This is a genomic window from Pseudalkalibacillus sp. R45 (assembly GCF_052246725.1).
Classification (GTDB): domain Bacteria; phylum Bacillota; class Bacilli; order Bacillales; family Fictibacillaceae; genus Pseudalkalibacillus.
Genome location: NZ_JBQQCL010000001.1, coordinates 1,177,515 through 1,190,229 on the forward strand (window position 1 = coordinate 1,177,515; position 12,715 = coordinate 1,190,229).

Genomic DNA, 12,715 nt, shown 5'->3' on the forward strand with positions numbered 1-12,715 from the left:
TGAAGTTAATTCCAAACAGAATTAAGAACAAGGTACACAAAAAAGAGCCGAACCACTGGGGTTCCGCTCTCGAAAATGTAAATACTATTTTACAAACAGCTCGTTCATATCGAATCCTTGGAAAAACTCGTATGCTGCGCTTGGATAGACACCGAACAAGAGGGTGCCGGCTGTACAGATGATCATGACGATCAACAGCCCGATCGATGGTCGCATCGGATCGACACCGCCTTTACGGAAAAAGATCTGTACGAGTACATTGAAATAATACACGTAAGATACGACCGTCGTGGCGATCATAACAGAGGCCAGTACATAGTGCCCGGTACCAAGGGAGCTCATGAAGATCCCAAACTTCCCGATAAATCCTGCTGTGAATGGAAGTCCAGCAAGCGACAGAATGAACACGCCCATCATCACCGCTACCCATGGCGCGCGTTTATACAGTCCTGCAAACGCCGTGAAGTCTTCTGATTTCTCACGTTCGGTTACGAATTGGATGACAGCGAACGCACCGATATTCATCAATAAATAGGCGAGTAGATAGAACCATGTCATTTTAAAAACTAGCAGCGATAATGAGACGAATGGCACGAGCACATAACCAGCGTGTGCGATACTCGAGTATGCGAACATGCGCTTGATGTTTCGTTGTCTCAAAGCAACCAGATTACCTACAACCATCGTAACACCGGCAATGACTGCGATGTATGGCTGAAGCTCCAGAATGATCGCGTTATGCCAGCCCTGGACAGATAAGAACGTGATCAGGAATACTTTTAAAATCAGTGTAAATCCGGCTGATTTCGAAACGACGCTTAAGAAAGTCGTAACAGGTGTCGGAGAGCCCTGGTATACATCAGGTGCCCACATGTGGAATGGAGCAGCTGCGATCTTAAACGAAAGTCCGACAAACAGCATGACGAATGCCATGATCACAAGGAAAGCGTTCTGTTCAACAACGGGGTTTGTCAATGCCTCACCGATATCATACAGATTGGTCGCTCCTGTCAAACCGTAAATATAGCTCATTCCGAAAAGAGTGATGGCAGTGGCGATTCCTCCATTGACGACATATTTGAATGCCGCTTCGTTCGAATGTAGATTGGTTTTCCGAATCCCCGCTAATATATAGGAAGAAATCGATAACAATTCAAGTCCGACGAACAACGTGATGAGGTCCGCACTGGATGCCATCATCATCGCTCCGAGCAATGCCGTCAACAAGAGATAGAAGAATTCTCCTCTGAACTCCCATTTGGTTTTCCCCTCATAATCAAGGGCTAACAACAATATCAATCCGGTTGCTACAAGGAACAATAATTTGAACGCGAGCGCGAATGAATCGAAGCGATACGTATCAAAAAGGATGCTCGTCGGTTCTGTGCCGATCTGCATGAGCGAAAAAACGATCGCAATGATTACACCCGCAATCCCTACAAGCGCAAGCGGCTTACGGCTCGCTTTATTCGGCATGAACAAATCCATCAACGACAGCAAAGTCGCTACAATCAATATCGTGAACTCAGGGGCCATGATACCCCAGTCATAGCTCAACAATTTTTCTAGTGTCATACAACAGCCCCCCTGCCTGCCATCATGGCGTTGATCGTAAGTTGCAGCATATCAGATAGGACTGCTGGATAAACTCCAATCAGAACAATCAAAAAGGTCAGTACCAATGCTGGCACCCATTCGATGAACCGCGCTTCTTTAATCGAAACAAGTGGTTCTTTCGTTTCGCCGAAGGTTATCGTTAAAACGGCACGCAGCATATAAACCGCTGTCAGGATGATTCCCAGCGCCCCGACTGCTGCTAGCACCGGCATGACTTCGAATAATCCGAGGAATGCCATGAATTCACTGACAAAACCGGACATTCCAGGCAGCCCGAGTGACGCGAGGCCTCCCGCTAGCAAGAATCCAGCGGTGACCGGCATCACTCTTGCCATTCCACCTAAATGCGTGATCAACGACGTTCCTGTACGTTGATACATCAATCCGACTAGGAAAAACAGCAACGCTGAGATCAATCCGTGGGAGATGACTTGGAACATCGCCCCCTGGATACCAGCATCGGTCAAGCTTCCGAGTCCGATCAGCACAATCCCCATATGAGACACACTGGAGTATGCGAGGACCTTTTTAAAGTCAATCTGTACGAATGCAATGAACGCACCGTATAAAAGGTTGATCACTCCGAGTAAAGCGATCCAAAAGGCAATCTTCTCAAACTCCCCTGGGAAGAACCCGATTCCAAATTGATAAAGTCCGTAAGCACCAATCTTGAGCAAGATTCCAGAGTGGATCATGACAATCGAAGGCGGTGCTTGGACGTGCACTTGCAGCATCCAGGAGTGCAATGGTACGATTGGCAATTTCACGCCTAATGCGACCAATAAGGCAATCAACAATCCCATCCGAAAGTTGTCTCCCATGTACAACCGCTCAAGTAACTCAGGCGGTTGGCTCAAGAACGCGGATAGCCCAGTGAAATTCATTGTTCCTGCCTTCATATAAAGGATGATGAACACGATTAGTAAAATCGCAGAACCTAATCCGTTGTAGATTAAAAAGCTATACGCTGCCTTCTCTTTGTCGAGATAGCCCCACTTTCCGATCAAGAAGAATGTCGGAATCAATGTGATTTCGAAAAAGATGAAGAAAAGCAGCAAGTTTTGTGAAGCGAAAACCCCAAGCATGCCGATTTCTAATAGAAGAAACAGCATGAAGTAGCCTTTCGACTGCTCCTTGATCCAGGCTGATGCTGCTGCAGCAAGGGTCGAAACAATCGCTGTCAATAATAAAAGCAGCACGGTCAACCCATTGACACCGAGTTCATAGTTGACTGAGAAATCCCCGCCGTTCTGCAAGGCTTGAAGATCGAAATTGATCCATTTGTATTGCTCGATGAATTGTAATGATTCGTTCGCACTGTCAAATCCAAAATAAACGATGAAAGCAAGGACGAGCGGCAACAGCGTCGCCAAAAATCCGACCCACTTGATGGCGCTATCCTCCGTTTTCGGTACAAACAACAATACCAGTATTCCTACGATCGGGGAGAAAATAAGTGCAGATAGTAGAATTGAATTCATTACGTCAAGTACCCCCCTAACCAAGCAACGATGAGAAGCAGGACAGCCATTCCGGCGAACGCGACTGATCCATAAAGCTGCACCTGTCCGTTCTGTGCTTTCGAACTGATTTTACTCAACCACCCGACAGCACCGGTAACAAGCTGGACGACACCTTCGACGACGAAGCGATCGATATAATACCAGAAGTAACTGAATCCTCTCGTTCCTTTTACAAAGCTATAATCGTATGTTTCATCGATGAAGTATTTGTTCAATAAAATATAGTGGAAATCCGGTGAGGCTTCGGATAGCCTTCTCACTTTTTTCTTTGCATAGACGAGCCATGCCATGAAAATTCCCAGCAATGAAACGGCTGTTGCGACAACAGGGATCCACCAGTGTGCCTCATGGTGATGTATTTCTACATAAGGATTGTTCGCCAGATAATCACCAAGCACTTGCGCTACCGGTGTATTGATATAACCAGCCACCACTGCCAAAATCCCGAGCACGACCATCGGGAACACCATGACACCCGGTGATTCGTGGACTTTTTTCACTTTACCGCGGTTCTCGCCAGTAAAGACAAGGAAAAACAGTCTGAACATATAAAATGCGGTCAAAAATGCCGCAATAACTGCGATCCAGAATAGTCCATAACGGCCATCTGCATAAGTTGCCGCTAAAATTTCATCTTTACTGAAAAAGCCAGACAACAAAGGTACACCTGAAATCGCCATCGCACCGATCAAGAACAATGGTGCTGTCCATTTCATCTTCTTCCATAGGCCGCCCATTTCATGGATGTTTTGCGTATGTACGGCATGAATCACACTTCCAGCAGCCAGGAACAAGAGGGCCTTGAAAAATGCATGCGTCGTCAAGTGGAAGATTCCAGCTACGTAGCCTGAAGATCCTAATGCAAGCATCATATAGCCAAGCTGAGAGACTGTGGAATACGCAAGAACACGTTTGATATCTGCCTGCGCAAGACCGATCGTTGCTGCAAAGATCGCCGTGAAACCACCGACGACAGCGACCGTGGTCATCGCCGTTTCAGATGCTTCGAATAGCGGGAATGTAGCGGCAACCAGGTAAACACCTGCTGCAACCATCGTTGCTGCGTGGATCAAAGCCGAAACCGGTGTCGGACCTTCCATCGCATCCGGTAACCATGTATGTAATGGGAATTGACCTGATTTACCGATTGCCCCGATGAAAATCAAAATCGCAGTCAGTGTAATCCAGCCTTGCGAAATATCTCCTGCTGCGACTGCATCAAAGATGACATCGAGTTCAAAGCTTCCGACCTGCCAGAATAGCAAGATCATCCCGATGAATAGGCCGACATCCCCGATACGCGTCATGATGAAGGCTTTCTTGGCTGCTTCACGTGCTTCATTTTTATAGAAATAGTACCCGATCAACAAGAATGAACCGACACCGACAAGCTCCCAGAAGATATAGAGCTGTAATAGGTTCGGTGAAATGACGAGACCGAGCATTGCGAATGTGAACAAGCCAAGGTATGCAAAAAAGACAGGAAAACGATTGTCGTCATGCATATAACCCTTGGAATACACCTGGATGAGAAAGCTGACGAGCGAGACGATGACGAGCATAAGAGCGTTCAATGGATTGATTTCATAACCAACCGTCAGTACAGTGTTTCCGATCGCAAGCCATTCAAGGGTTTGTTTTACAGGTTCTCCGCCCCACTGTCCCATGAAAATGACGACAGACAAAATGAGGGAGCCTAATGTCAGTAATGAGCCGACGAGTGCTGATGCTTCTTTCAACCTACGACCAAACAATAAGAGAAGGACGAAGGATAGAAGTGGTAACACAGGTATGAGCCAGATGATTGGGTTCATTGTCGATCCTCCTCCTTATCGTTTCATAATGTCCATCTCATCTACGTTTACAGTCTTACGATTACGGTAGAGAGCGATCAGAATCGCAAGCCCTACCGCAGCTTCAGCAGCAGCGACGGTAATCGTAAACAAGGAGAAAATTTGTCCAGTGATACTAGGATTGATGCCGTATTTCGCAAAGGCGACAAGGTTGATGTTCACCGCGTTCAACATCAATTCGATGGAGATCAAGACGATGACGGCGTTCCGTTTCGTCAAAGCTCCGAAAAGTCCGATACAAAAGAGGATCAGAGCAAGAACAAGATAGACGGATAAAGGTACACTACTCATTGTCCTCTGCCCCCTCCTTTTCATCATCCCGTTTCGCCAAAATGATCGCTCCGACCAGTGCTACAAGGAGCAAGACAGAGGTCAATTCGAATGGAATGACGTATTTGGAATATAAAGCGACCCCGATCTTTTCCGTATTATCTACGTGCAGATCGGCTGCCTGTTCACCAAAGCTCAGATCATTGATTTGAAAGAACATGACGACGAAGAATGCGACAATCCCTGTCAATACCAGGATCATCCTCGGTGTCCCAATCTTCGTTTCGGTCTTGTCATCGTGCCGCGTCAGCATGATTCCGAAGAGCATGATGATCGTGATCGCTCCAGAATAGATGAGGATTTGCACGAATGCGACGAATTCCGCTGACAGCATCACGTACAATCCCGCAATCGAGAGGAACGTGAAGACGAGGGCGATCACCATGTGGACAACCTTCGTCAGGTTCAGCATCAGTACACCGCTACCGATTGCAACAAGTGCAAGAACAAAGAATAAGATCAATTCACCATTCATACCTTATTCTCCTTTCTTACGTTCGTATCGTTTTCGTCGAGCCATTCAAGATTCTTGAACAGCTCATCGCGGCTGTACTCCGCCAGTTCGAAATTGTTCGTCATGACGATCGCTTCTGTCGGACAGACTTCTGTGCAAAGGTCACACAGGATGCAGATTTCGAAATTGATATCATACGTATCGATGATTTTCCCTTTTTTATTCGGATCCGGGTGCTTTTTACCTGTCAGTTCAATACAGTCTGTTGGACAGATATTCGCACATTGGTTGCAGACGATGCATTTTTCCGGATAGAATTTCTGGATTCCTCGGAAACGATCTGGCATCTCAAGCGGTTCATCCGGATACGAATACGTCACGTTCTGTTTGGTCAAGTTTTTCAGTGTGTATTTTAACCCTTTTACGAGTCCTTTCATTGTAATCCCTCCGTTAGAACCAGATTTCCTTGATCACCGCGCTTATAAAAATGTTAAGCAGTGCTAACGGCAATAGTACTTTCCATCCGAATGACATGAGCTGATCGGCGCGCATACGTGGTAATGTGGCACGCAGCCAGATCAAGAAGAAAACGACAACGCTGAATTTCAGCGCGAACCAGATGATTCCTGGAATGAATTCAAGGTACGGCACCGGATTCCATCCACCTAAGAAAAGAATCGTCGTAATCGATGCCATCGCAAACAGATAGACATATTCAGTAAGCATGAAAAACGCCCATCTGAATCCGGAATATTCGACGTGATAACCTGCCACGAGCTCGGACTCCGCTTCTGGTAAGTCGAACGGTGTCCGGTTCAATTCTGCAACAGATGCGATCATGAAAATTGCGAATGCGAGCGGTTGTACGAATAGAAATGCGAGACTTTCCTGCGCTTCGACGATCGTAATCAGATTCAAACTTCCTGTAAGAAGGATGATCCCGATTACCGACATGACAAGCGGCACTTCATAGGAAATCATCTGGGCTGCAGAACGCATACCACCTAACAGCGCATATTTGTTATTCGAAGCCCATCCGCCCATCAGGACACCGACCGTAGAGATGCCGGAAATCGCGATGTAATAAAGCAATCCGATTCCGATGTCGGAAAATCGGAGTGACTCTGAAAATGGAATGACAGCGAGTACCATGAACGCTGGTGCAAAGGCAATGACCGGAGCCAAAATGAACAAAGGTCTGTCTGCCGCTTTCGGAATCGTATCCTCTTTCAATAAAAGCTTGAGGACGTCAGCTACGGTTTGGAGCAATCCAAACGGTCCGCCGACACGGTTCGGTCCGATACGGAGCTGCATGAATCCCATAACTTTACGCTCGGCTAAGATCGCATACGTTACAAATCCGAGTACCATCATGAGCAAGCTCGCACCGAGTCCGAAAAAGATCAGTGTATTTGTCAGTGAAGGTGATGAGTAGAGCAACTCTTCCATCATCAGCCGTCCACCTCCCCAAGTACGATGTCAATACCGCCAAGGATCGTGATCAAGTTGGCGATATTCTCACCCTTCAACAGCTTCGGTAAAATCTGCAGGTTATAGAAAGAAGGTCTTCTGAACTTCAGACGATACGGTTCCTTCTTTCCTTCGGATGAAATATAACAGCCGATTTCTCCCCTAGGGGATTCAATACGTACGTAGGTTTCACCTGCAGGCGGCTTGATGATTCGCGGAACCTTCGCCATGATGTCCCCTTCTTTCGGGAATTGTTCAACAGCCTGCTCGACGATTTTGATCGACTCTTCGATTTCAGCCAGACGGCACTTATAACGGGACCAGGCATCCCCGCCGTCAAATACAGGGACATCGAAATCGAAACGGTCGTAGATGGAATAAGGTTCTTTTTTCCGAAGGTCCCAATCGACGCCGGTACAGCGGAGGTTCGCACCGCTCAAGGAGTAAGCGAGTGCTTCTTGTTTCGTATACTTCCCGACACCGCGGACACGGTTAAGGAAGATTTCGTTTCCGCTGACAAGATCGTGGTAGCCCGCAAGTTCTTTACGCATGTGCGGAATGAACTCTTCGACTTTCTCGATCCAGCCTTCCGGCGCGTCCCATTTCACGCCGCCGACACGCATGTAGTTGAATGTCAGACGCGCACCAGAGATTTCGTTAAGTAAATTGATGATCATCTCCCGTTCACGGAATGCATATAAGAACGGGCTCAGTGCACCGATATCAAGTAAATATGTACCGAACCAAACGAGATGACTCGCAATACGACCCAGCTCCATCACGAGGACGCGTAAATAGTCCGCACGCTCAGGAATCTCCATGTCCATCATCGTCTCGACTGCGTGACAGAGGATATAGTTGTTCGTCATCGCTGATAGATAGTCCATCCGGTCGGTATACGGAATGATCTGTGTGTATTGCAGGTCTTCAGCGAGCTTTTCCGTTCCACGGTGGAGGTAACCGATTACAGGCGTCGCTTCCTTGATGATTTCTCCATCGATTTTCAACACGATCCGGAACACGCCGTGGGTACTTGGATGCTGAGGTCCAACATTAAGCAGCATTTCTTCTGTACGAATCATGGGTTACACCTCCACATCGTATGGTTCATAATCTTTTCGCATCGGGTATCCGACCCAATCATCCGGCATCAGGATCCGCGTCAAGTTCGGGTGTCCGGTAAAACGGATTCCGAGTAGATCATACGCTTCACGCTCCGGCCAATTCGCTCCAGGCCACACCGGTGTCACAGATGCGACTTCCGGATTGTCACGGTCCAGTTTCACTTTCACCGCAACCGGCTGATTGTTTTTAAAGGAATAAAGATGGGTATAGACTTCCATATGCGTTTCAAAATCGGTTCCATGCAATTCGCTTACATATTCAAAATTCAGTTGTTCATTATGCTTGAGGAATTCTGCTAGTTTATAAAACTTCTCCCGTTTGACGACGAGGGTCGGGACGTCCTTTCCAAGTCTGTTAATATAGGACTCTTCCAGAATGTCTTCACCAAGGTTATCCTTGATCGTCTTCACATACTTATCCAGGAGGGGCTGGTTTGGTGATGGCTTCTCTTCAGCTGGTTCAGCGGTCTTCGCTCCGGCTCCGCCAGCTGCTGATTTTGCTTTTGCAGCTGCGGCGGCTTTGGCTTTGGCTGCTGCGATCGCCTTCGCTTTTTCATCATCTCCAGCGCCACTGCCTGACTTGGCGGCTTTCGCTTTCGCGGCAGCGGCTGCCTTGGCTTTGGCTGCTGCGGCGGCTTTGGCCTTTGCGGCTGCAGCGGCCTTGGCTTTGGCTGCTGCGGCGGCCTTCGCTTTTTCATCATCTCCAGCTCCACCGCCAGACTTGGCGGCTTTCGCTTTCGCGGCGGCGGCTGCCTTGGCTTTGGCTGCTGCGGCAGCTTTGGCCTTTGCTTTGTCATCTGAGGAGGCTGGCGCAGCCGGTTCTGCAGAATCTGCTTCTTTTGCTGCTTTTTTCTCAGCAGCCTTGCGTTTTGCCTCTTCGATAGCTATACGTTTCGCTTCCGCTTTCTCTTCTTCGCTCATTTCGGAGAATGGTTTTTCACCAGCACCAGCTTTTGGGGACGGTTCTCCTGCTTCCTTCCCAGCTTCTTTTGCTGCTTTCTTCTCAGCTGCCTTGCGCTTCGCCTCTTCAACCGCTTTGCGCTTTGCTTCCGCCTTCTCTTCTTCGCTCATTTCGGAGAATGGTTTTTCAGCAGCACTGGCTTTTGGCGACGGTTCTCCTGCTTCCTTCCCAGCTTCTTTCGCTGCTTTCTTCTCTGCAGCCTTGCGCTTCGCTTCTTCGACAGCTTTACGCTTCGCTTCTGCTTTCTCTTCTTCGGTCATTTCGGAGAATGGTTTCTCTTGATCACTCATTTATCCGTCACCCGCTTCCCAGTCTTAGCTTCATAGCGGATTTTTTCTTGTAGTTTATTAATTCCATAGATTAATGCCGCTGGGTTCGGAGGGCAGCCTGGAATATAGACATCGACAGGGACAACCTGGTCGACTCCTTTTACAACAGCATACGATTTTATGTATGGTCCGCCTGCTGTTGCGCAAGAGCCCATCGCAATCACCCATTTCGGCTCTGGCATCTGGTCATAGAGACGCTTCAGTACAGGCGCCATTTTTTTCGTAACCGTACCTGATACGATCATGACATCAGATTGCCGAGGGGAAGTACGGAAAAATGAGCCGAAGCGGTCCAAGTCATAGTGCGACGCACCGGTTCCCATCATTTCAATTGCACAGCAAGCTAACCCGAACGTTAAAGGCCAGAGGGAGTTGCTTCTTGCCCATGCCTTCACCTGTTCGAGTGTGACGAAAAATACATTTTTGGAGAGCTCTTGTCGTTCTTCTGGGGTAATCTGCTCCAATTTTACATCCATTTTAACACCTTCTTCTTCCACGCATAGATGAGTCCAATCAACAACATGACGATGAAGATCGCCATTTCGATCAGGGCGAAAATCCCGAGCTTATCATAAGCGACGGCCCATGGATATAAGAACACCGTTTCTACATCGAAAATAACGAACAGCAAGGCGAATATGTAGTAACGGACATTGTATTGCACCCAGCTTTGATGAAAGGGCTCGATACCACTTTCATAGGTTGTTTGTTTTTCTTTCGTCGGTTTTGTCGGTCGCAGGATCTTACCGGCAGTCAAAGCGACAATAGGTAAAAGAATGCCTAATAGCAGGAACATCAAAACGACCAGGTAGTTGTTTTGATACAAGTGATAGAGCTCCATATGTACCTCCCCATCTGTCTATTTAAGGTCGATGTTAGAAATTTTTTAAAATTGTAATCGCTATCAATTATACCAAATACCAATTTTTGTGTCGACACGATGAATGACAGTTATCCCCACTTTCTTCGCCACACGAAATGTACGCCTCTCTTGCGGAATGAGAGGCGTATCCACTTTTTATGCTTGACCCATACTTCTAGCTTATTTATCTCGAAAAATTTCATGCTGGAATCTCGGCTTCTTTTTACCTATCTTTCATTCAATTACTCCCCTTGCCAAGCGTCATCGGTTGTTACGGAAGTGTGCATTCAACTGCCCGCGGATCATTTCCTCTTTCACCAGATCCTTTTTCAGCTTTTTCTTCGATACCATTTCTTTCTTGATTTCGTTCGTCTGGACGCCGTCCTCTCTTTTATTTGCGATCTCCATAAGTGTTTCTACGTCTGAAAATGAATATTTACGAGTGCATTTGGCCGTTCTTTCAGGAAAAATCAGCTTGCGTTCTTCATAATAGCGGATCTGACGTTCACTTAACCCCGTAAGCTCTTTCACCACACCGATCACAATCACTTTTCTTTCTCTATAAGAACCTTCATCAACAGACATTCGTAACACTCCCTTCTATCTTAACTATACCTTTTCAAACGTTCTCTTCAAGATTCATGTTAGATTTTCTGACATGAAAACAAAAATTCCTTGTTATATTTTCTGACAACCTTGATGAAATGCCTTTTTAAGCCCTATAAACTTGATTTAAAGATGTAAGGTGGTGTTCATGATTCTCCAGTTTCTCTGGCAATTCACACTTATTGCATCCGCCTTACTCCTGGGATCTTTCGTCGTTTCATTATTCCATCTTCCTTTGCCGGGCAGCATCGCCGGAATGTTTCTGCTTCTTATTTTTCTTTTGACGGGTGTTATCAAGCTTGATTGGGTGGAAAGAGCAGCGAATTTCCAATTACGGCATATGACGTTATTGTTCATTCCCCCTGTAATCGGTGGTGTCATGTATATCCACTTACTCGAAAAAGAAATATGGAAGCTGATCTTGATTCTAGGTTTAAGCAGTCTCACCATCATTTTAGCAACAGGTACAGTTGTACAATGCTATGAAAAATTAAGAAGGGGGCAAAAAGAATGACTGTTGTTTTTGGGAAGATTTTGTTTACAACGATTATCACCTATGTTGCCTATTTGGCAGGTTTGAAGATTTATGAAAAATCGATGCGAAAAAGCTGGCTTAATCCTTTATATACCGTGTCACTGTTTCTCGTTTGTTTTCTTCCTATAGTGCACGTGGATTACCAGCGCTATCAGGAGGGGGTGGATCTCTTTTCGTTCTTGATGCAAACAGCGATCGTATCACTCGCGATTCCATTGTTCAAACAGTGGCCTCTGTTGAAGCGGGATATCAAGAAAATCGGAATCGCAATCGTCTCAGGGAGTTTAGCGGGACTTACGACAACGCTTGCACTCGCCGGGCTTTTTAAAATCAATGCTGAAATGCTCGCTTCCCTTACCCCAAAAGCAGCCACGTTACCCATCGCTTTGTCGGTTTCAGATAAAATCGGCGGGGAAGCCTCGTTAACTGTTTTATTTGTCTTGTCATCAGCTGTCTTTTCATTTATCTGCGGTCCAAAAGTACTGGAGCTTTTCAATATTACAAGCAAGGCAGCGAGAGGTTTGGCGATGGGGGCTTCGGCACAAGCACTTGGCGCGAGCAAATGCCTGCAATGGGGTGAAGAAGAAGGTGCAATGGGGAGCGTCGGCATGACAACGACAGCGATTTTCATTTCGGTTCTGACTCCGGTATCCATTTTATTATTGTAAAGGAGGCGTGTATTCGATGGCCGGATATCTAAGGAAAAGTCTTGATCGTGTTAAACATCACTACATCAGCCAGCTCTTGAACGCTGGTTACTACAAATCAAGTGACCGGCAGCTATATGAACTCACTCTGAAGGAGCTGGAAAAAGAATTCAAAATGATGCAGTTAAGAGAGACGAACAAACGAAAACATGGGCTGGGTTAACTATATATAGAAGAAGTGGGTGCTCTTGTGACAGTTTCTCAGGGCACCCTCCTTTCATGTAAAATCGGGGCTGAATTTTGCAAAAGAAGAGGCTCATAATTTTGCAAATTCGACTCGTAATTTTATAAGACCTCTCATTATATTTGTAAATTAGTAGAACCTCTACCACGACACACGAAAA

At 46.6% G+C, this 12,715-nt stretch carries 15 protein-coding genes; 3 read left to right on the forward strand and 12 right to left on the reverse strand.

Going from position 1 to position 12,715, the window contains the following annotated elements; genetic code table 11:
• Positions 1-84 precede the first annotated feature (84 nt).
• The 12 genes from nuoN to ACTWQL_RS05500 form a co-directional block, all read right to left on the reverse strand.
• Positions 85-1,575 (reverse strand): NADH-quinone oxidoreductase subunit NuoN, encoded by a 1,491-nt coding sequence (nuoN, locus tag ACTWQL_RS05445; RefSeq protein ID WP_443141386.1) that lies wholly within the window; start codon positions 1,573-1,575, stop codon positions 85-87.
• Positions 1,572-3,098, reverse strand: a complete 1,527-nt coding sequence (locus tag ACTWQL_RS05450; RefSeq protein ID WP_443141387.1) for a complex I subunit 4 family protein — start codon at positions 3,096-3,098, stop codon at positions 1,572-1,574. The genes nuoN and ACTWQL_RS05450 overlap by 4 nt, the downstream gene beginning before the upstream one ends.
• A complete protein-coding gene (nuoL, locus tag ACTWQL_RS05455) occupies positions 3,098-4,954 on the reverse strand; it encodes an NADH-quinone oxidoreductase subunit L (protein ID WP_443141388.1) in 1,857 nt (618 codons plus the stop codon). The genes ACTWQL_RS05450 and nuoL overlap by 1 nt, the downstream gene beginning before the upstream one ends.
• Before the next feature lie 15 nt (positions 4,955-4,969).
• A complete protein-coding gene (nuoK, locus tag ACTWQL_RS05460) occupies positions 4,970-5,284 on the reverse strand; it encodes an NADH-quinone oxidoreductase subunit NuoK (RefSeq protein ID WP_221567275.1) in 315 nt (104 codons plus the stop codon).
• Positions 5,277-5,798: an NADH-quinone oxidoreductase subunit J gene (locus ACTWQL_RS05465; protein ID WP_443141389.1), complete on the reverse strand. Its 522-nt coding sequence runs from the start codon at positions 5,796-5,798 to the stop codon at positions 5,277-5,279. Before ACTWQL_RS05465 ends, nuoK begins: the two co-directional genes overlap by 8 nt.
• Positions 5,795-6,214, reverse strand: coding sequence for an NADH-quinone oxidoreductase subunit NuoI (gene nuoI, locus ACTWQL_RS05470; RefSeq protein ID WP_221567277.1), 420 nt, complete (start codon positions 6,212-6,214; stop codon positions 5,795-5,797). Before nuoI ends, ACTWQL_RS05465 begins: the two co-directional genes overlap by 4 nt.
• A gap of 13 nt (positions 6,215-6,227) precedes the next feature.
• A complete protein-coding gene (nuoH, locus tag ACTWQL_RS05475; RefSeq protein WP_443141390.1) occupies positions 6,228-7,229 on the reverse strand; it encodes an NADH-quinone oxidoreductase subunit NuoH in 1,002 nt (333 codons plus the stop codon).
• A complete protein-coding gene (locus tag ACTWQL_RS05480; protein WP_443141391.1) occupies positions 7,229-8,329 on the reverse strand; it encodes an NADH-quinone oxidoreductase subunit D in 1,101 nt (366 codons plus the stop codon). The genes nuoH and ACTWQL_RS05480 overlap by 1 nt, the downstream gene beginning before the upstream one ends.
• 3 nt (positions 8,330-8,332) lie before the next feature.
• A complete protein-coding gene (locus tag ACTWQL_RS05485) occupies positions 8,333-9,622 on the reverse strand; it encodes an NADH-quinone oxidoreductase subunit C (protein WP_443141392.1) in 1,290 nt (429 codons plus the stop codon).
• Complete coding sequence (locus ACTWQL_RS05490; RefSeq protein ID WP_236314324.1) at positions 9,619-10,137, reverse strand: NuoB/complex I 20 kDa subunit family protein; 519 nt, start codon at positions 10,135-10,137, stop codon at positions 9,619-9,621. Before ACTWQL_RS05490 ends, ACTWQL_RS05485 begins: the two co-directional genes overlap by 4 nt.
• Positions 10,128-10,502 (reverse strand): NADH-quinone oxidoreductase subunit A, encoded by a 375-nt coding sequence (locus ACTWQL_RS05495; protein ID WP_443141393.1) that lies wholly within the window; start codon positions 10,500-10,502, stop codon positions 10,128-10,130. Before ACTWQL_RS05495 ends, ACTWQL_RS05490 begins: the two co-directional genes overlap by 10 nt.
• Positions 10,503-10,784: 282 nt before the next feature.
• Positions 10,785-11,108: a MerR family transcriptional regulator gene (locus ACTWQL_RS05500; RefSeq protein ID WP_443141394.1), complete on the reverse strand. Its 324-nt coding sequence runs from the start codon at positions 11,106-11,108 to the stop codon at positions 10,785-10,787.
• Positions 11,109-11,277: 169 nt separating this feature from the next.
• Between ACTWQL_RS05500 and ACTWQL_RS05505 the strand changes: the two genes are divergently transcribed.
• Genes ACTWQL_RS05505 through ACTWQL_RS05515 form a run of 3 tightly spaced genes read left to right on the forward strand, consistent with a single transcriptional unit; the run spans position 11,278 to position 12,534 of the window.
• Positions 11,278-11,643: a CidA/LrgA family protein gene (locus ACTWQL_RS05505; protein WP_443141395.1), complete on the forward strand. Its 366-nt coding sequence runs from the start codon at positions 11,278-11,280 to the stop codon at positions 11,641-11,643.
• On the forward strand, positions 11,640-12,332 hold the full coding sequence (locus tag ACTWQL_RS05510; protein ID WP_443141396.1) for an LrgB family protein: 693 nt from the start codon (positions 11,640-11,642) through the stop codon (positions 12,330-12,332). The genes ACTWQL_RS05505 and ACTWQL_RS05510 overlap by 4 nt, the downstream gene beginning before the upstream one ends.
• Before the next feature lie 16 nt (positions 12,333-12,348).
• The gene (locus tag ACTWQL_RS05515; protein ID WP_443141397.1) at positions 12,349-12,534 is read left to right on the forward strand and encodes a Fur-regulated basic protein FbpA; all 186 of its coding nucleotides are present in this window, start codon (positions 12,349-12,351) and stop codon (positions 12,532-12,534) included.
• The last annotated feature ends 181 nt before the right edge of the window (positions 12,535-12,715 follow it).